The sequence below is a fragment of the Aeromonas sp. 600276 genome, assembly GCF_049175815.1.
GTDB classification, from domain to species: Bacteria; Pseudomonadota; Gammaproteobacteria; order Enterobacterales; family Aeromonadaceae; genus Aeromonas; species Aeromonas dhakensis.
On record NZ_JAAKVU010000013.1, the window covers coordinates 83,044 to 101,696 of the forward strand.

An 18,653-nucleotide genomic window follows, 5' to 3' on the forward strand; every position below is an offset into this window, starting at 1 on the left:
CCTGCATCCCTGAATGTGTCGTGACGAAATGGCGGTCGGTGCCGTGGATCTCTGCTGCCACGGTCGCCGGCATCATGGGGTTGGCAGACAAGGCAAACGTTTGACTTGCCATCTAAAAAAACCGGGCCATTTCACCTGCTGTGGCGGGGCAAGCGCCTCGCCTGTCGTGCGGCGCAGGCACCACGCTGGCCCCTGCTGCCGTGTTCCCAGGGCGAGCATGCTCGCCCCTCTGCTTTGAAAACCGGATCAGCCCCGCTCGTGCACCAGCTGACCATCCACGTAGGTGCGGTAAATGGATCTGTCATCCCCCAGGGTCAGCAGCACGAACAGCTTGTCGCGCAGGGTGGTGGAGTTGTCGTAGCGCAGCTGCTGCAGCGGGGTGGCGACCGGGTCGAGCACCACGAAATCCGCCTCCTTGCCCACCGCGAAGCTGCCGATCTGCTCGTCCAGCCCCAGCGCATGGGCGCCGCCCAGGGTGGCCAGGTAGAAGGCCTGATAGGCCGAGAGGCGCTCGCCCTGCAACTGCATCACCTTGTAGGCCTCGTTGAGGGTCTGCAGCATGTTGAAGGTGGTGCCGGCGCCGATGTCAGTGCCCATCCCCACCTTCACCTGCTTGTGCCACGCCTTGTGCAGCTTGAAGAGCCCACTGCCGAGATACAGATTGGAGGTGGGACAAAACGCGATGGTGGAGCCGGTCTCCTTCAGGCAATCCCACTCCTGATCTTCCAGATGAACGCAGTGGGCAAACACGCAGTTGTGGCCGGTGAGGCCGTGCTGGTGATAGACGTCGAGATAGCCCTGATGCGCCGGGAAGAGGGATTTCACCCAGGCTATCTCGTCCTTGTTCTCGCACAGGTGGGTGTGCAGGTAGGTGGTCGGGTACTCTTCGCGCAGCCGCCTCGCCATCGCCAGCTGCGCCGGGGTCGAGGTGGGAGCAAAGCGCGGCGTGATGGCGTAGAGCAAGCGGCCGTTGCCGTGCCAGCGCTCGATGAGCGCCTTGCTCTGCTCATAGCTGCTCTCGGCGGTATCGAGCAGATAGTCGGGGGCGTTGCGATCCATCATCACCTTGCCGGCGATCATCCGCATGTTGATGCGGCTGGCCGCCTCGAACAGGGCATCCACCGACTCGGGGTGGACGGTGCCGAACACCAGCGCCGTGGTGGTGCCGTTTCGCAGCAGCTGCTTGATGAAGAAGGTGGACATCTCGCGGGCATACTCGAGATCGTTGTAGCGCCGCTCGGCCGGGAAGGTGTGGCGGTTGAGCCACTCCAGCAGCTGCTCCCCATAGGCCCCCACCATCTCGCTTTGCGGGTAGTGGATGTGGGTGTCGACGAAGCCCGGCACTATCATCTTGCCGCGATAATCCCGCACCCGTACCTGGGCCGGAATGCGATCACGGCCCTCCTCCCATTGGCCGAACCAGTCGATGCAGCCGTTGCGAATGATCAGCAGGCCATCTTCGATGAGGCGGGCATTGGGCTCTATCTCCTCGGGCTGGCTCACCACCCGGGTGATGTCGAAGAAGCTGCCGCGCACCGCCTTGACGGAGTTGTCGTTTTTCATCTCTCAATTCCCTCTTGTTGTTCGTTAGCCGCGATCCACTTGCGGGGCGCGCACCTGGGCCTCGTCCGTCTCCAGCCCCTGTTGGCGGGCAGTGGCCGACGGAGCGGGCCGGGTGGCAAAACGGGTGTCGGGTTTGTCGCTCAGCTGGATCAGCTCCACCGCCTCGGCAGCATTGGCGGCCGCCTTGCGTCTGCGGCTTTGCGGCAGCACCAGGTTCATGATGATGGCGGTGATGCCGCCGGCGCAGATGGGGTTCTCCACCAGCATGTAGATCCCCGCCGGCAGCACCTTGAACACGTTCGGGTCGTAGGAGACCCCGAGCCCCAGCCCGAGCGAGGTGGCGACGATCAGGGTCTCGCGCCGATCGAAGCCGTGACTGATGATGATGCGCCCGCCGGCGATGGCGATCATGGAGAACATGATGACCATGGCCCCCCCCATCACCGGCGACGGTATGGTGGTGAAGAAGCGCCCCACCACCGGGAAGAGGCCGAGCAGCACCAGAATGACGGCAATAAACTTGCCCACGTGGCGCGAGGCCACCCCGGTCATCTGGATGACGCCGTTGTTCTGGGCGAAGGTGGTGAGCGGCAGGGAGCCGAGCGCCGAGGCGATCACCGACACCAGGCCGTCCGCCAGCACGCCGCCGGAGAGCCGTTTTTGAAACTCGGGGCCCTGGATCTGCCGGTGGGAGACCATGGCGGTGGCGGTGATGTCCCCCACCGCCTCCAGCACGCTCAACAGATAGATGGTGCCGGCCAGCACGAAGGCGTGCAGATCGAAGGAAAAACCGTACTTGAACGGGATAGGCACAGTGATGAGCGGCAGGTTCTCAAGGGCGGAGAAATCCACCATGCCGAGCATCAGGGCCACCGCATAGCCCACCAGCAGGCCGATGGCGATGCCGCTCATGCGAAGCAAGGGGCTCTTGCTGCAGTTGAAGGCGACGATGACGCAGAGCACCAGCAGCCCCAGGCCGATGTTCTCGTATTTGCCGAAGGTGCCGCTGCTCATGGCGGAGAAACCGCCGCCAAAGTCGATGATACCCACCTTGATGAGGCTCAGGCCAATCATCAGCACCACTACCCCGCTCACGGTGGGGGTGATCACCCGCTTGAGATAGGGCAGCACGAAGGAGGAGCCCATCACCAGGAAGGCCCCGACGAAGGAGACCCCGAGCAGGGTCGAGACGATCAGCTCCTCGTGGATGCCATCTTTTTTCATGGCGCCGCCGAGCGCGATCATCACGGTGACGAAGGAGAAATTGACCGACTGGATGGAGAGCAGCCCCGAACCGATGGGGCCATAACGGTTCACCTGCAGCCAGGTGCCGATACCGGAGGCGATCATCGCCATGGAGACCAGATAGGCGGTGATCTCGGTAGAGAGGCCCAAGGCGCCGCCGACGATCAGGGCCGGGGTCACCATGGGCACGAAGATGGCCAGCAGGTGGGTCACGGCCCCCATCAGGGTTTGGTAAAAGGGAGGTTTGTCTTCGAGCGCGTAAATCAGGTCCGAGTGCTTGCGTGTTGTTTTAGACATCTTGATTGTCCCATCACACAGAATATGGGCGGAGTACTCATTCCGCTGTCAGGTGCTGGGGGCGAGCCTGCACCCGCCCCTCACCTTTTCTTTTGTTATGCCGACGCTTGTTGCTCCAGCTTGCCCAGTTCGCGCAGGATCTGCTCCGGCGTGAAGTGCCACTTGCGCAGCCAGACACCGCAGGCGTCGTGGATGGCGGTAGCGATGGCAGGTGCGGCGCCGTTGACCCCGATCTCCGAGATGGACTTGGCGCCGTAGGGGCCGACCTTGTCGTCACTCGGTACCAGGAAGGCCCGAAAATCGCGCGGAATGTCGCCAATCTTGGGCGCGCCATAGCTCTTCAGATCCCGGGTCAGCGGAATGCCCTTGCCGTCGTAGCAGATCTCCTCGGTCAATGAGTGACCGATGGCCCGCATGGTCGCCCCGTAGATCTGGCCGAGGGCCAGCTCCGGATTGATGGGGGTGCCGCAATCGAGCAGGGCGTAGAACTTGTCGAGCCGGATCTGGCCGGTTCTGACATTGACCGCCACCTCGGCGAAGTTGGCGCCGTACGGGAAGGCCAGCTCCGAGGTGATATAGCTGGCGGTGCCCACCAGAATGCCGAAGCCGGTACCTGTCTCGGCCTTGTGGGCCAGCTTGGCGAGGCTCACCTCCCCCAGCTTGCCGCGCACCAGGCCCGGAAACGCCAGCTCAACATCGGCTACCGGCTCGCCCAGCATGGCGGCGCCATGGAACAGGATCTTCTCCTTGAGGTTCTCGGCCGCCTTCTTGGCCGCGTTGCCGGAGAAGCAGGTGCCTGACGAGGCGTAAGCCCCCTTGTCGAACAAGGCGTGGTCGGTGTCACCGGAGATGACGTGCACATCCCCGAGCGGGCAGTGCAGCACCTCGGCAGTCAGCTTGGCCACCACGGTATCGAGGCCGGTGCCGATATCGGCGCCACCGGAGTGGACGATAAAGGTGCCGTCCGATTCCAGCTTGACCATGCAGTTGGCCTGATCGATGTCCGGGATCCCCGATTTTTGCATGATGATGGCGACGCCACGGCCGATGCGCCAATCCCCGTCAGCGGGTTTGGGGCTGTCCCAGCCGATCAGCTCGCGGCCCTGCTTGAGGATGGGCTCAAGGGCACAGCTGGCCGCGTGGGGCACCGAAGTAGGCATCTTGCCCTCGCCGATGGCCCCCAGCACCTTGAGGATGTCCCCTTCATGCACCCGGTTGTGCTCCACCATGTCGAGCTGATCGATGCCGAGTCGCTCGGCCAGTTCGGCAATCGCCATGGTCAGCGCGAAGTTGCCCTTGGGCGCGCCGTAGCCCTGATAGGCGCCGGTCGGGCAGATGTTGCTGTAGTAGGTGTTGACGGTAAAGCGCACGTTCTCGCACGGATAGAGCGGCAGGGAGAGCGCCGGGCCGTTGCTCGGCACCGTCAATGAGTGGTTGCCGTAAGGGCCGGTGTTGGCACGAAAATCCATCTCGATGGCGGTGATGGTGCCATCTTTTTTGGCCCCCACTTTCACCTTCACCTTGGCCACATGGCGGGAGGTGTTGCTGATGAACTCCTCTTCACGGGTGTAGCGGAAGGTAACGGGACGGCCAGTCACTTTCGTGGCCCAGGCGCACACCTCTTCCAGCAGGATATCCTGCTTGGAACCAAAGCCGCCCCCTACCCGCTCCTTGATCACATGCACCTGGTGCTGCTTCATGCCGACGATGCGCGCCACCTGACGGCGCACGTGCCAGGGCACCTGGGTGGAGGCGTGGATCACCAGCCGCTCCCCATCCATGTAGGTGAAGCAGATGTGCGGCTCGGTCGGGCACTGCTGGGCCTGGGTCGATTCGTAGGTGCGCTCGACAATCTCGTCCGCCTCGGCAAAGCCCTTGGCCACATCGCCAATCTGGCCATGGACGCTGGCGGCCAGGTTCTCGTGCGGGCGAGAACCGATAGGGAAGTTGATGATCATGTGCTCGTCGCCGCGGCGCACCGAGCAGGCGTTCTGCTGCTCGAGATCCGCCGGCGCCCCGGCCATGTAGACGATGGGCTCGTCATGCACCAGCGGTGCGTTGGGAGCCATCGCCTGGTCTATGTTTATAACCGCCGGCAGCACCTGATACTCGACCTCGATGAGTTTCAGCGCCGCCAATGCGATGGCTTCGCTCTCGGCCACCACGGCAGCAACACGATCACCGACGTGGCGCAGCTTGCGGCCAAACATGCGGCGATCCAGCGGTGACGGCTCGGGGGCACTCTGGCCACCCGGGGTATAGTAGACATCCGGGCAGTTGAGGTGGGTGATGACATGTACCACCCCCGCCATGGCTTCGGCGCGGCTCACATCGAGCCGAGTGATCACCGCATGGGGATGGGGGCTTCGCAGCATCTTGATGACCAGCGCATCCTCGCTGACCCTGTCCTCCACGTAGCAGGGTTTGGCCTGCACCATCTTGGCGGCGTCCACTTTCGGACAGCTCTTGCCGACGTGGCGCAGGTCGTCACGAAACTCGGGGGCAATCTGGCACAGGTAATCGGGATCCTTGAGGCGCGAGCTGGCGAGCTCGATAGCCTGATAGAACTGCTGGTAACCGCCGTCCCGATGAAACAGGCCCGAGAGCGCGTCGTCGATTTGATCACGGGTGGGCTCGGGGTGGCGATCAAGCAGGTCGGTGACGATGAGCGCCGCGGCCGGATCGTTGTAGCCGGACTGCACCACGCCCACGTCCACCATGGCCTGCTGCACCAGACTGAGCTGGTTCCAGCTGCCCAGCGACTCGGCGGTGCGCACCTGCGCGCCCTCCAGTTGGGCGGCAATCAGCAGGGAGGCGTTGATCACCTTGCCGTTGAACAGGATGGCGTCGGAGCCGGCAAAGCCGAAGCCGTCGTCGCTGTTGCGCACCGAGTGCATCCGGCACTGGTTGAACAGCACCCGCTGGGCATTCTCGCCCGCCGGGGCGATGACGGTGCGCAGGGCACCGTTCAGGGTAAAGTTGAGTTCCATCATGCCTGTACCTCCTGCTGCTGGCACTCCACCAACAGATCCGCCACCACCACGCCGCTGATATAGCGCTTGTAGGCCACGCTGCCACCGAGATCCGCGCGCGGTGCAATCAGCGCGCTCACCGCCGCCTCCAGCGCCGCATCTCGCAGCTCATGACGCTCCACATCCCGCAGGCGCATCGGTTGCGGCGTGACACCCGCCAGGGCGACCCGCATCTCGCCAAGGGCGTCGAGGGCCACCGCAGCAGTCATCACCGCCAGACCGTCGGCGTTGCGGCTGATGCGACGAGTGGCGCAGCGCAGCTCGGGCTCCGGCAGCACCACCCCCAACACCAGCTCCTTGCGCTGGCCGGCCAGGTAGGCATCGATGGGTTGCAGCTGGTTGTTCTCCAGCACCACCACGGCTTCGAGCACCAGCAGTACCGGCAGTAGCGGGGAGTCCTGCTGCTGGCAGGCAATTTCGCCGCCGAGGGTGGCCTGATTGCGCAGATGGCGGGAGTAGACAAACCCCAGCGCCTCGCACAGGGCGGCCGGGGTACGGGGGTCGTCTTTGAGGGCTTGCAGGGTGACGGTGGCGCCGATGTGGAGCTGACCGTGCTGCTGCTCAATCTGGCCAAGCCCGAGCTTGTCCAGCGAGATGGCGACCTTCTTGTCGGTGCGGGTCGGCGCGGCGTTGAGCTTGCTGCCGCCCCCCATGTAGACGGCGTCGTTGCCAAAGCTGGCCTTGAGTTCCAAAGCCTGACCCAGTTGCTCGGGTCGGAAGAATTGCTCAATCATGTGTCGTCCTTACTCTTGCTGCCCGCCGCCGGGAAAATCCACAGGGCGGGCAATCCAGTCCAAACGTGCGGAGAGTGGCCTCAGGCCAGCGCGTCCATTCGTTGCCACAGGCGGCTCGCCACCTTGCTGGCCTGCTCATAAAGGGGCTCGACGTCAAAGGCGAACTCGCGATCCTGATAGACCATGCGTCCCTCCACCATCACGCTGTTGACCGAGGATGAGCCCATGCCGAAGGCGAGATGGCCGCCGAGGTTGCGCGGTGCCAGCGGGGTTGGTGCGGCGTAGTCGCAAATGGTGAGGTCGGCCTTGTAACCCGGCTCCAGCCGGCCAAATTTGGCGCCGAAGTTGCGCTCCAGCAGGCGGTTGCCGTTCCAGAGGAAGCGGGCAAAGCTGTCTGGCCAGAGCGCGCCGCCAGCATCCTTGTGCTTGAAGTAGGCAAACTTGAGCTCTTCGAGCATGTCGGAGCCGATGCCATCGGTGCCGAGCGCCAGATTGCGATACTCAGGCAGGTGCAGGTTGTAGCCCACGTGGTTGTTCATGTTGGAGCGGGCGTTGTGCACCAGGAAGGCATCGCGGCTGTTGAGCAGCTCGATGTCGGCCGGGCGCAGGTAGATGCCGTGAGCGATCAGGGTCTTGCTGTCGACAAGGCCAAACTCGTCCAGCCGGGCGATGGGCTCCTTGCCATGGTGGTGGTGGCCGTGGGCCATGTCGTATCTGTCTTCCGCCACATGGATATGCAGACCGCGACCGGTGACCTGCACCGCTTCGCGCAGCATGGCCAGCCCCTCGTCGGGCACGGTGAAGGGGGCGTGGGCACCGATATGGGCCTCCACCAGATAGGGCTCGCTCCCCTTGTCTTTGGCCGCATCGATCTGTTGGGCGAACAATATGTTCTCCTCCACTCCGGCCTGCAGCTCGGCGAGGCCGCCGTTGCGATCCGTGGTCTCGAAGCAGGTCATGCCGCGCAGCCCCGCCTCCACAAACCCTTTGCGCAGCACATTGAGGGAGCCCTTGATGAAGTTGGGCGAGGCGTGGTGGTCGATCACCGCGCTGCAGCCGCTCTTGATCGCTTCCAGCGAGCAGATGAGACCGCTGTAGTAGAGGGACTCCTCGTCGAGCGCCCGATCGAGCCGCCACCAGAGGTTTTTCAGGGTGGAGATAAAGTCCGGACAGGGGGCGATATTGGCCATGATCCCCCGCGACAGGCCGGAGTAGAAGTGGTTGTGGGCACAAACGATGCCCGGCATCACCAGCTTGCCGCCCATCTCCCGATAGGTGGCCTGCGGGTAGAGGGCCCGCAGATTAGGCCCCACCGCTTTGATCAGCGATCCTTCGATGGCGATATCCACCCCTTCCAGCACCAGGGTCGGTTCCAGCTGGACGGCGGTGACGTTCTTCAGAATAAACATGGTTGGCTCCTTCGCTTATTCGTGGTTCGCTCAGGCCGCGACGGCCCCCAGCAGGTAGTGGTGATGAGCATGGACATGGCTGATGATGCGGCACATGTCGCCAAGGGCTGCTGGCGCATCCAAAATCTGGCTCTGGGCATCTATGGTCAGGCGATAGGTCTCGCCGCCCTGACGCACCCGCAGCTCACCACCATCCGCCAGATAGAAACCGGGGTTGCGGCTGTTGTCGAAGTCCTCGGGCAGGCTGAAGATGGTGACCTTGTCCTGATAGGGCTTGCCCTGCCAGGGGCAGAACTGGGCGCAGTTGCCGCACTCGTTGCAGTAGGCATCCAGGTGCAATGTCTGGAACTGATCCTTGAAGCCAGGCACCGCGATGGCGACGTTGGCCCGGTTGGGGCAGACATCCACGCACTTGCTGCAGAGGTAGTTGCACTCGAGGCAACGGTGCGCCTCTTGCGCCACGAAGGCATCGCGTTCGCTCTTGTCAACCATGGTGACGGCGATGCTCCCCTTGCGGCGGTAGATCTCATCCTTGCCCGACGGCTGGGTGGTCACTTCACTCTGCTGGCTGGCGATATGCTCGCGAGAGAGCACCAGATCCGCGGCGCGGCGGGCTCCGCCGATGGCAGCCACGATGGAGGACGGGCCGCTCTGCACGTCACCGATGAGGAAGACGTTGCGACGGCTGGTTTCGCCGGTCTGGCTGTCCACCTCGGGCCAGCCATCGCTGCCAAGAGGAATGCCCATCGCTTTGAGCACCTCACAGTCAGGCTGCTCGCCGATGGCGGTGATCAGGGCATCCATCTGCATCACTTCGGTCTGCTCGGTGGGTACCGGACGGCGGCGGCCCTGCTCGTCAGGTTCCCCCAGTGCCATCATCCGCACGACAAGCTTGCCATCTTTGTCAAAACGCTCCGGATTGGTGAGGAAGCAAAAACGCACCCCATCCTCCACCGCTTCCAGAACCTCCTCGCGATAGGCGGGCATCTCTTTCTCGCTGCGGCGGTAGATCACGGTCACATCGCTGACACCGGGCACTTTGAGGGCGGCCCGGGCACAGTCCATGGCGGTGTTGCCGGCACCGATCACCGCCACATGGCGGCCCAGCGGCAGCGGCTTGCCCTGATTGAAGCTGCGCAGGAAGTTAAAAGACTTGTAAATCCGCTCGTGCCCCCCCTCGAGGCGCATGCCACCGTTCTTGTCGGCGCCGATGCCGACGAAGACATAGCTAAAGCCCTGGGCGTGCAACTTGTCGACGGTGAGCGCCGGATCGCAGCCAAACTCGAACTTGACCCCGTGGGCGGCGACAAAGTCGATGTCGTGCTGGATAAGCTCGGCCGGAATGCGGAACTCGGGGATGATGTGCTTGACCACGCCACCGGCATCCGCCTCGCGCTCGAACACGGTGACCGGATGACCGGCGCGAGCCAGGAAGTAACCGGCGGAGAGACCGGCCGGGCCGGCGCCAATGACCGCCACCGGGTGCTTGTCACCGCTGCCTGCCGGCTTGTGCCAGCGCGCCTTGTACCCTTCCCAGCCACGCTCCAGCGCCACTTTCTTGAGCTCACGGATATTGAGCGCGCTGTCGTAGTCGAGACGGGTGCAGTTGTACTGGCACTGGTGATCGCAGATATGGCCGGTGATGGCAGGCAGGGCGTTGCGCTGATAAATCAGCTCAAGGGCTGCCACATACTCTCCCTCGCCCATCAGGCGAATGTACTCGGGGATATCCTGATGCACGGCGCAGGCGGTGACGCAGGGCGCCACGTAGCAGTCGGTCAGCGGCAGGCCGCCGCCCACTTCGATGCGATCCTCGGACTTCCACTCCTTCTGGGTGTAATCCATGGTGAGCGCCTTGGCGGCAAGCGCTTCCAGCTTGGCCACATCCACCTGACTCATGCCCCAGCTGTCGGAGGCGTCGATCTCCTTGAGGCACTCGATCTGGCGCAGGTAGCCACCCGGTTTGAGCAGATCGGTGGCCATGGTGATGGGACGAATGCCAGTCTCGAAGATCTCCGCGATGTTGAACTTGCTGGCACCGCCCGAGTAGGAGATGGGCAGCTTGCCATCGAAGGCGCGGGACAACACGGCCGCCACGTTGATGGAGAGCGGGAACAGCGCCCGGCCGGACATGTACATCTCATCACCCGGCAGCGCCCCCTTGCGATTGATGGTGCCGAGGGTATTGGTGAGCTTGACCCCGAAGGTGAGCCCCTTCTCGGCCCCCAGTGCCATCAGACGGGTCAACATCGCCTTGGCCTGATCCAGCTTGAGGTCGTGATCGAACGACGCTTCACTCAGACCGATGTAATCAAAGCCACAGGTATCGAGGATCTCGCGCACCCGCGGGTAGCCCAGCAGGGTCGGGTTCAATTTGACGAAGGTGTTGAGCCCCTTCTCTTCCAGCATGTAGCGGCAGATGGCCTCGATTTCGTTCGGCGGGCAGCCGTGCATGGTAGAGAGGGTGACGCCGTGCACCAGCTCGGCCGGGATACGATCCACCAGCTGTTGCAGGCGATCGCGGCGCGCCCCCAGTCCCAGCTCGGCGATAAACTGCTCGTCGGCCACCAGCTCGCGTACCACCTGCTGGTACTCGGCAAATTTCGGACTTTGGCTTGCATCCATCAGGCTGTGGATGAACTGCTGCATCGGCGGCTGTTTGATGCCGTCTAGGTTGTAACCCACGCTCATGTTGAAGATGAAGGACTTGGCCTCCCCGTCGAGACGGGGGTCAAACACCTCCTCCAGCAGGTAGAGGGCAAACCAGGCCTTCAGATACTCGTCAAACGCCTTGGGCAGAGTGAACTCGGTGGACCACTCGGTGTTGAAGCACTCGTCTTCGGCATCGATGCAGGGTTTTTCCAGTTCGAGACGGTCCAGGATCTGCACCGTCTTGAGCTCGATAAAGCGCCCGCCGGTCAACCAGGAGGTGACGATGTTCTGGGCCAGCTGGGTATGGGGGCCGGCTGCAGGGCCGATGGGGGTCTCGCAGGTTTCACCGAACACCTTGATCTTGCGCTCGTCCTGCTTGCGATAGAATTGCGCGGCGGGAATGCCGAAGATGGATTGACTCGCTTTATATTCCGAGAAGATACGGACCAGAAGGTTCTTGAAGGGAACGGGTCGCATAATATCGCCCATGTTGATCTCCTTGCAGCGGCACTGCTCATTGACAGGGTGAATAAATGGGGCCCATCCACAACCACGCATAAAAAGCCCCTTGAAACAGACAAGAGCAACAATCAGGCCAGCGCCGGATCTTTTTATTTTTCAGCCATAAAAACGTGAGGCACCTCCAATTAATAAAACATCGAAAGCCGATACCAGTTTCGACAATGAGAGTGGCTATCAACACCGAATTTAAATAATGGAAACGCCGCCATCACGGCTAAAAATGATCTCACTTTGGCGCAGCGCGCTATCAGTTTGATAAAGATTGCGGCCATCGCCATTATCAGGCCGGCCAGGATGATAACGGCCGCTGTCGGCCTCTGATAACGGGTTAGACAAGGGGATAAATATGCAAAGCAAGACCGGGCAAGCCTCTGCCAGACAACCCGTTCAGCGCTCGAATGCTTCGTTTGCCAGCAGCGCCTGATAGCGCTCCGGGGTGTCCACATCCTGCAGGATGGCGGCGCTCTGCACCTCGATGAATCGGTGGGGGTGCGCCAGCAGCCAGCGGCGCACCGAACCCTGTGCCGGCGCCGCCGCCAGCGTCCTGGCAAGGGCTCTGGGCAACAGCACGGGGTGGCCTGCCTCCCCCTGATAGGAGGGAAAGAGGGTCTCGTCCCCCCGCGCCTGCCAGAGCGTGCGGTACACCTCGGGGGGGATGCAGGGCAGATCGCCGTGGCTTATGAAGAGGTGATCGCTGGTACAGGCGGCGAGCCCCGCGCGGATGGAGCTGCCGAGCCCCTGTGCATAATCATGGTTGTGTACCAGCAGGATACGGGGGTGATTGGCGTAGCGGCTGATCAGCTCATCGGCGCGATGTCCCACCACCAGAATGACCCGGTCACACAGCACCAGGGCATTTTTGAGACTCTCATCAAGAATCGTGCTCTGGCGATACGGTAGCATCAATTTCCACGCGCCCATTCGTGATGAGAGCCCGGCTGCCGTAATTAGGCAGTCGCACCGCTCGCGCGAATGCCAGTGCTTCTCACTGACCGCGCCTCTATTTTCATCGGTCGTCGCCATGGCTATTTCATCACCCATTCTGCTCACCTCGCCAAATATCGAGAGTGTATTAAACCCGCTCACCGAAAATATTGATGGGCGTACCACTTTAATTAGTCTTTGCGGCGCCGGGGGGAAAACCAGCACCCTCTTCTGGCTGGCCGACTATTTCCATCAACAGGGCAAGAAGGTGCTGCTCACCACCAGCACCCGGATGTTTCTGCCCGCCCCCTCCTCTCGGCGCACCCTGCTGATCGAGGCCGACCCCATTCGGCAGCTCACCCGCTGCCAGGCCCTGCCCGATGAACCGATGCAGTTGGTGCTGTTCAGCCACCTCGATCGGGCCAGCGGCAAGGCGGTGGGGCCGAGCCCTCAGCAGATCGATCTGCTCAAGGGGCAGCAACGCTTCGACATCATCCTGGTGGAGGCGGACGGCGCCCATCACAAGTTATTGAAAGCGCCCGCTTTGCACGAACCTTGCATTCCTCAGCACAGTGATTGGGTGATCGCCCTGGTAGGCGGCGCCATGGTGGGAGCCAGCGCCGACCCGGCGCAGATCCATCGTTGGGCCGAGTTCCAGGCCCTGTGCGGGATTGCGGCCGGCGAGCCGCTCGACTGGGCCCTATTTGACCGGCTCATCTCCCACCCCGAGGGAGCGTTCAAAGGCACCCCACCCGGGGCACGCCGAGTCTGGTTTATCAATGGCGATTATCAAAATGAGCAGCAGTGGCTGCCCGCCCTGATAAACCTGCTGCAACGCCACCCCGAGCTCCACGCCATCTGGCAGGGGGCCGTGCGTGAACCCGGCGCCATTCACCATGTTTGCTGTCGGCCTGCCCCCGAAGCCGCGCAGTCGCTGACCCGTTAAGGATGATACGAGGTACCTTATGAATCTGTTTGCACATGCTGCCCGACTGGAGCAGGAGAACACCCCCTTTGCCATGGCCCAGATCATCGAGAGTCGCGGCTCCACCCCGCGCCATCAAGCCCAGATGCTGGTGATGGCCGATGGCCGGATCCTCGGCACCATCGGCGGCGGCATGATAGAGCGGCTGGTGATCGAAGAAGCCGTGGCGGCCATTGCCGAGCGCAAGCCGCGCATCTTCCACGGCCGGATGGCCCGCAACGGTGAGCATGCGGTGGGCTCGGATTGCGGCGGCGCCATGTCGGTCTATATCGACGTCTACGGCCTGCGCCCCCGCCTGGTACTCATTGGCGCCGGCCACGTCAACCGGGCACTGGCCCATGCCGCGGCGCCGCTGGGCTTTGACATCCACGTGGGGGATTGCTTCGAGGGGAGCCTCAGCCCAGATCTCTTCCCGGCCGGCACCCATCTGCAGCAGGCCGACACCATCAGCGCGGTGATCGAGCAGCTTGCCATCGAGCCCGCCAACTTCGTCATCATCGCCACCAACCATCAGGACAAGGAGGCGCTGGATCGGCTCATCAGCCGTCCCCTCGCCTACCTGGGGCTGCTCGCCAGCAAGCGCAAGGTACAGACCTTCACCCAGGCCCTGCGCCAGCAAGGGGTGAGTCAGGCCCAACTGCAGCGGCTGCACGCCCCCATCGGCTACAACATAGGTGCCGAAACCCCCGAGGAGATCGCCATCAGCATCCTCGCCGAGCTGCTGCAGGTGAAAAACGGTAAATCGGGTGGACTGATGCAGGATGACGTGCGCCTCAAGCGGGATCAGCTGGTGGTGATGCGCGGCTCCGGCGATATCGCCACCGGGGTGGCGCTGCGCCTCTACCATGCCGGCTTCAAGGTGGTGATGCTGGATCTCGACAAGCCAACGGTGATCCGCCGCACCGTCGCCTTCGCCCAGGGAATGTTCGACGGTGAAACCTGCGTCGAGGGAGTGCGAGCCAAGCGGGTCGAGAGCGTCGAGCAGGCGTTCGAGCAGCTGGATCGGGGCATTATCCCGCTGCTGGTTGACCCCGACTGCGCCACCCTTGCCGAACTCAAGCCCCGCTATCTGGTGGATGCCATCCTCGCCAAGCAGAATCTCGGCACTCACAGAGAGCTGGCCCCCATCACGGTGGCCCTCGGCCCGGGCTTTGAGGCGGGGCGCGACTGCGATGCGGTGATCGAGACCAACCGTGGCCACCATCTGGGGCAGGTCATCTATCAGGGCCCTGCCCAGCCCAATACCGGCATTCCCGGGGTGATCGAGGGGCACTCCGCCCGCCGGGTAGTGCGCGCCCCCGTCGCCGGGGTGATGAAGAGCATTATCAAGCTCGGTGATCTGGTGCAGGAGGGGGATGTGATCGCCCATGTAGGGGACGCTCCCATTATCGCGCCGCTCTCGGGCATGGTGCGAGGTCTGCTCAGCGATGGCATTGAGGTCACCGTCGGCTTCAAGATTGGTGACATCGACCCCAGGGGCGAGCGGGCAGATCCCACTACCGTCTCTGACAAGGCGCGCGCCATCGGCGGCGCCGTGCTGGAGGCCATGATGCATCTGGCCCAACGCAGATAAACCAGCGCGCCAATACAAAGGGCCCGCCATGATGGCGGGCCCTTTTTATTTTTTGCTGGCAATCGGCTTAGCCCTGCTTGACGCGGGTCTCCCCCGCCACCGACATCACAGAACGCTTGCCCTTGCGGCTGATGACGATAAGCGCCAGCACGATAAGGCCAATGCCGCTCCCCTCCACCGGCCCCGGGTTTTCGCCGAGCAGCCACCAGGAGAGCAGCACGCCGCTCACCGGCACCGCCAATGTGCTGAGCCCGGCGATCCCCGCCGGCAGCTTTTTCAGCACGAACAGCCAGAGGCTCCAGGCCAGCGCCGTGGCGAAGATGGCGCTGTAGGCGAGCGCGCCAAACACGTAGGGCTGCCAGTCGATGGGTCGCTCCGGCACCAGGGTCGCCACCAGCGCCATCACCAGGGTGGCGTAGATCATCTGCCAGGTGGTGAGGGACATCAGATCCACCCCGGGGTGGCGGGCATACATCCGCTTGGCGATGATGGCGCTGATCCCCCAGCAGATGCCGGAAGCAATGCCCAGCAGCGCGCTCTTCATGGAATCCAGGTGCAGTTGCCAGGGCTCGATCACCAACAGCAGGCCGCAGGCCGCCACCCCGACCGCCAGATAGTGCAGCTTGCGCATCCGCTCACCCAAAAAAAGTGCCGCGAAGATCACCACCCAGAACGGCATGGTGTAACTCAGAATGGCCACCTTGCCCGCCCCGCCGCTGATGAGCGCCCACTGGGCCAGCCCCACCATGCCGCAGGTCTGGAACAGGGCGATGGCGAGGGTATAGCGAAACGGGGTGGGTTTGAGATAACGGCGTCCGCGCAGACACTGCACCAGCAGCAACACCAGGGATCCGCACAGGCAGCGCAGGGCGGTGAACTCGAACGCCCCCGCGTAGAGCATCACCTGCTTCATCACGATCCAGCTGTAACTCCAGATGGCGGTGAGCAGGACCAATCCCCCCAGCGCCGCCATGTTCAACTTGCTATTCATTGTGCTGCCTTGTTGCTACTGCGGCCGGTACGTCCGCCATTCCGGGCGCCATCTTACTCCTCTGCCGCCCCCCTGCCCACCGTGGATAAGAGCTGGCCAGCCCATGCATCCCTCTGCCAACCCCCTGCACCAACCAACAGAAAGGGGGCCAACGGCCCCTAGGTTACAACCTTGCTCGCTCCTACTGGCTTATCAGGGTGCCGGTCTTGCCGGCAATGCCATCGGCGGCCTTCTCCAGCAGGGTGATCAGGGATTTGCGCCCCGCCATGGAGGTGGCGAACGAGAGCGCCGCCTCCACCTTGGGCAGCATGGAGCCCTTGGCAAACTGCCCCTGCTCGATAAAGCTGTTGGCATCGGCCACGCTCAGGGTGTCGAGCCACTGCACATCGGGCTTGCCGAAGTTGATGGCGACCTTCTCCACCGCAGTGAGGATGATCAGCATGTCGGCATCGATGAGCTCCGCCAGCCTGGCACTGGCCCAATCCTTGTCGATCACCGCGCTGGCACCGCGCAGGTGGTTGCCCTCGCGCAGCACCGGAATGCCGCCACCCCCGACGGTGATCACCACCTGACCGGCGGCCAGCATGGCGGAGACGGTCTCTTTCTCGATGATGTCGATGGGTTTGGGGGATGCCACCACCCGGCGATAGCCACGGCCAGCATCCTCTTTGAGCCGCTCGCCCTTGGCCATCAGCGCCTCGGCCTCCTCCTTGCTGAAGAAGCCGCCGATGGGCTTGCTGGGGCCCTGGAAGGCGGGATCGTTTTTATCCACCTCAACCTGGGTCACCAGGGTGGCCACCGGCTTGTGGATGCCGCGTTCCAGCAGGGCCTCGCGCAGGGCGTTTTGCAGGTCATAGCCGATGTACCCCTGGCTCAGGGCCACGCAGACCGACATGGGCAGGTGGGGCGCCTTGGGATCGTGGCGGGCCGCCACCTCGAACGCCTGCTGGATCATCCCCACCTGCGGGCCGTTGCCGTGGGTCACCACCACCTCGTGCCCCTGGGCAATCAGGTCGGCAATGGTGCCCGCCGTGCTCTGCACCGCCTTCATCTGCTCGGGCAGGTTGTTGCCCAGCGCATTGCCGCCAAGGGCCAGTACGATTCGCTGTTTCATCTTGTTATCTCCAGTGAGGGGACAAGCCGGCGCGATACCGGCCCACCTTTCGTTGTGCACATAAGCTTGCTGGTCTGCGTGTTTTGAACGGATTGTCAGCCTGCCACTGTGGGACAAGGCGAGTGCAGCTCCGGCATCAACGCCGGATCGAAGGGCGATCTGGCCAAAAAGCGGCCGTGACCACGTCGCCCCAGAAACTCGCCATCGCGGGCGACTATCTCGCCGCGACTCAGGGTCAGCCTGATCCGACCGGGGCAATGCATCCCCTCGTAGGGGCTGTAGTCGCCGTTGTCATGCAGCAGTGGGTGAGAAATCAGGGTGTCACCGCGGGGATCCATCACCACCAGATCGGCGTCAGACCCAAGTTGCAGGTTGCCCTTGCGCGGCCAGAGGCCAAACAGGCGCGCCGGGTTGGCGCTGGTGAGGGCCACGAAGCGGGACGGCGAGATGCGCCCCCCGAGCACCCCGTGGGCAAACAGCAGCAGCATCCGGTTTTCGACCCCGGGCAAGCCGTTGGGGCAGCGGCTGAAATCGCCGCCGGAGAGGGTCATGCGCTGGGCGTGGGAGAAGTTGCAGTGATCGGTCGCCACCGTGTCGATGTCACCAGCTGCGATGCCGACCCACAGCTTGTCCTGCTCACAGCGCGAGCGCAGCGGCGGGCTCAGCAGGAAGTCGACCCCGTTCTCCTTGTAATAACACTGCTCATCGAGCAGCAGATATTGCGGGCAGGTCTCCACCCAGACCGGCTGACCCTGACGGCGCGCCAGTTTCAGATACTCCAGCCCCAGTCCGTTTGAAAGGTGGACGATATAGAGCGGCGCATTGCCCGCGAGACCCGCCAGATTGATCATCCGGGCGATGGCCTCCGCCTCGCACTCCAGCGGGCGGCTTTGCGGGTGGTACCAGGGCTCACAGTGGCCTGCGGCCAGCAGGGCCGCCCGGCGCGCCGCGATGGCGGCATCGTTCTCGGGATGGACGGTGGCAAGCGCCCCCACCTCTTTGAGGCGGGCCAGCGCGCGCAGCACGTCATGATCCCCCAGCTTGTACTGGTAGGTGAGATAGAGCTTGAAGCTGCTGATCCCCTCCTCCTGCACCATGGCGGCCATCTCGTGGAGGATGGCGTCATCCACATGCTGGACAACGCCGTGAAAGCTGTAGTCGATCACCGCCTGTGTGGCGGCGTAATCATGATAGCGGGCCAGCTGGTGATGCAGGTTGCACCCCGCCGGGCCAAATCCCATGTGATCGACGATGGTGGTGGTGCCGCCACAGGCGGCGGCACGGGTACCGCTGAAGAAGTCATCGCAACTGCGGGCAATCCCGATATCGATGTTGAAGTGGGTATGGACGTCGATGCCGCCCGGCATCACGTAGCAACCGCTGGCATCGATCAGTTCGGTTTCGCCATCGGGCTCGATAGCGGCGGCGCGCGCAAGGATCACCCCGTTCTCGATCAGCAGATCCTGACGATATTCACCCTGTGCATCGACCAGCACGCCGTGTTTGATCAGCCGTTTCATCCCCACCCCCTCGCACATCCGATCGAGTCAAACAGCAAGGCCCCGCCTGCGAAAGACGGGGCACTTGCCACACATGCAACAGCCGGGCGGTG

At 63.2% G+C, this 18,653-nt stretch carries 12 protein-coding genes; 2 read left to right on the forward strand and 10 right to left on the reverse strand.

What is annotated here, in order from left to right:
• Positions 1–246: 246 nt before the first annotated feature.
• From guaD to mocA, 7 genes are all read right to left on the reverse strand, one after another.
• The gene (gene guaD, locus G5134_RS14045) at positions 247–1,563 is read right to left on the reverse strand and encodes a guanine deaminase (protein ID WP_065017098.1); all 1,317 of its coding nucleotides are present in this window, start codon (positions 1,561–1,563) and stop codon (positions 247–249) included.
• A gap of 24 nt (positions 1,564–1,587) precedes the next feature.
• Positions 1,588–3,105 carry a nucleobase:cation symporter-2 family protein gene (locus G5134_RS14050; RefSeq protein WP_421173282.1) on the reverse strand — a complete coding sequence of 506 codons (1,518 nt, stop codon included), beginning with the start codon at positions 3,103–3,105 and terminating at the stop codon, positions 1,588–1,590.
• Between the two features lie 95 nt (positions 3,106–3,200).
• Positions 3,201–6,098, reverse strand: coding sequence for a molybdopterin-dependent oxidoreductase Mo/Fe-S-binding subunit (locus tag G5134_RS14055; RefSeq protein ID WP_421232062.1), 2,898 nt, complete (start codon positions 6,096–6,098; stop codon positions 3,201–3,203).
• The gene (ygfM, locus tag G5134_RS14060) at positions 6,095–6,871 is read right to left on the reverse strand and encodes a molybdopterin-dependent oxidoreductase FAD-binding subunit (RefSeq protein ID WP_049049490.1); all 777 of its coding nucleotides are present in this window, start codon (positions 6,869–6,871) and stop codon (positions 6,095–6,097) included. The genes G5134_RS14055 and ygfM overlap by 4 nt, the downstream gene beginning before the upstream one ends.
• 80 nt (positions 6,872–6,951) lie before the next feature.
• On the reverse strand, positions 6,952–8,280 hold the full coding sequence (ssnA, locus tag G5134_RS14065) for a putative aminohydrolase SsnA (RefSeq protein WP_421232063.1): 1,329 nt from the start codon (positions 8,278–8,280) through the stop codon (positions 6,952–6,954).
• Between the two features lie 30 nt (positions 8,281–8,310).
• On the reverse strand, positions 8,311–11,421 hold the full coding sequence (gene ygfK, locus G5134_RS14070; RefSeq protein WP_042006830.1) for a putative selenate reductase subunit YgfK: 3,111 nt from the start codon (positions 11,419–11,421) through the stop codon (positions 8,311–8,313).
• 420 nt (positions 11,422–11,841) lie between these two features.
• On the reverse strand, positions 11,842–12,495 hold the full coding sequence (mocA, locus tag G5134_RS14075) for a molybdenum cofactor cytidylyltransferase (RefSeq protein WP_421232064.1): 654 nt from the start codon (positions 12,493–12,495) through the stop codon (positions 11,842–11,844).
• Between mocA and yqeC the strand changes: the two genes are divergently transcribed.
• Both yqeC and yqeB read left to right on the forward strand, forming a co-directional pair.
• Positions 12,476–13,324 (forward strand): selenium cofactor biosynthesis protein YqeC, encoded by an 849-nt coding sequence (yqeC, locus tag G5134_RS14080; protein ID WP_421173287.1) that lies wholly within the window; start codon positions 12,476–12,478, stop codon positions 13,322–13,324. The two genes, mocA and yqeC, sit on opposite strands and share 20 nt — an antisense overlap.
• A 19-nt stretch (positions 13,325–13,343) precedes the next feature.
• Positions 13,344–14,936: a selenium-dependent molybdenum cofactor biosynthesis protein YqeB gene (gene yqeB, locus G5134_RS14085; protein ID WP_065017091.1), complete on the forward strand. Its 1,593-nt coding sequence runs from the start codon at positions 13,344–13,346 to the stop codon at positions 14,934–14,936.
• 67 nt (positions 14,937–15,003) lie between these two features.
• On the opposite strand, the gene G5134_RS14090 is transcribed toward yqeB, so the two are convergent.
• From G5134_RS14090 to hydA, 3 genes are all read right to left on the reverse strand, one after another.
• Entirely contained in the window at positions 15,004–15,927 is a 924-nt protein-coding gene (locus tag G5134_RS14090; protein WP_421173288.1) for a DMT family transporter, read from the reverse strand.
• Positions 15,928–16,108: 181 nt separating this feature from the next.
• Positions 16,109–17,041: a carbamate kinase gene (gene arcC, locus G5134_RS14095; RefSeq protein WP_421173289.1), complete on the reverse strand. Its 933-nt coding sequence runs from the start codon at positions 17,039–17,041 to the stop codon at positions 16,109–16,111.
• A gap of 95 nt (positions 17,042–17,136) precedes the next feature.
• Entirely contained in the window at positions 17,137–18,561 is a 1,425-nt protein-coding gene (gene hydA / locus G5134_RS14100; protein ID WP_421173290.1) for a dihydropyrimidinase, read from the reverse strand.
• Between the last annotated feature and the right edge of the window lie 92 nt (positions 18,562–18,653).

Coding starts and splice junctions, on each gene's coding strand:
- yqeC (WP_421173287.1), top strand. CDS start 12,476: ATGGCTATTTCATCACCCATTCTGCTCACCTCGCCAAATATCGAGAGT.
- G5134_RS14090 (WP_421173288.1), bottom strand. CDS start 15,927: ATGAATAGCAAGTTGAACATGGCGGCGCTGGGGGGATTGGTCCTGCTC.
- yqeB (WP_065017091.1), top strand. CDS start 13,344: ATGAATCTGTTTGCACATGCTGCCCGACTGGAGCAGGAGAACACCCCC.
- guaD (WP_065017098.1), bottom strand. CDS start 1,563: ATGAAAAACGACAACTCCGTCAAGGCGGTGCGCGGCAGCTTCTTCGAC.
- ygfM (WP_049049490.1), bottom strand. CDS start 6,871: ATGATTGAGCAATTCTTCCGACCCGAGCAACTGGGTCAGGCTTTGGAA.
- hydA (WP_421173290.1), bottom strand. CDS start 18,561: ATGAAACGGCTGATCAAACACGGCGTGCTGGTCGATGCACAGGGTGAA.
- mocA (WP_421232064.1), bottom strand. CDS start 12,495: ATGGGTGATGAAATAGCCATGGCGACGACCGATGAAAATAGAGGCGCG.
- G5134_RS14050 (WP_421173282.1), bottom strand. CDS start 3,105: ATGTCTAAAACAACACGCAAGCACTCGGACCTGATTTACGCGCTCGAA.
- ssnA (WP_421232063.1), bottom strand. CDS start 8,280: ATGTTTATTCTGAAGAACGTCACCGCCGTCCAGCTGGAACCGACCCTG.
- arcC (WP_421173289.1), bottom strand. CDS start 17,041: ATGAAACAGCGAATCGTACTGGCCCTTGGCGGCAATGCGCTGGGCAAC.
- ygfK (WP_042006830.1), bottom strand. CDS start 11,421: ATGGGCGATATTATGCGACCCGTTCCCTTCAAGAACCTTCTGGTCCGT.
- G5134_RS14055 (WP_421232062.1), bottom strand. CDS start 6,098: ATGATGGAACTCAACTTTACCCTGAACGGTGCCCTGCGCACCGTCATC.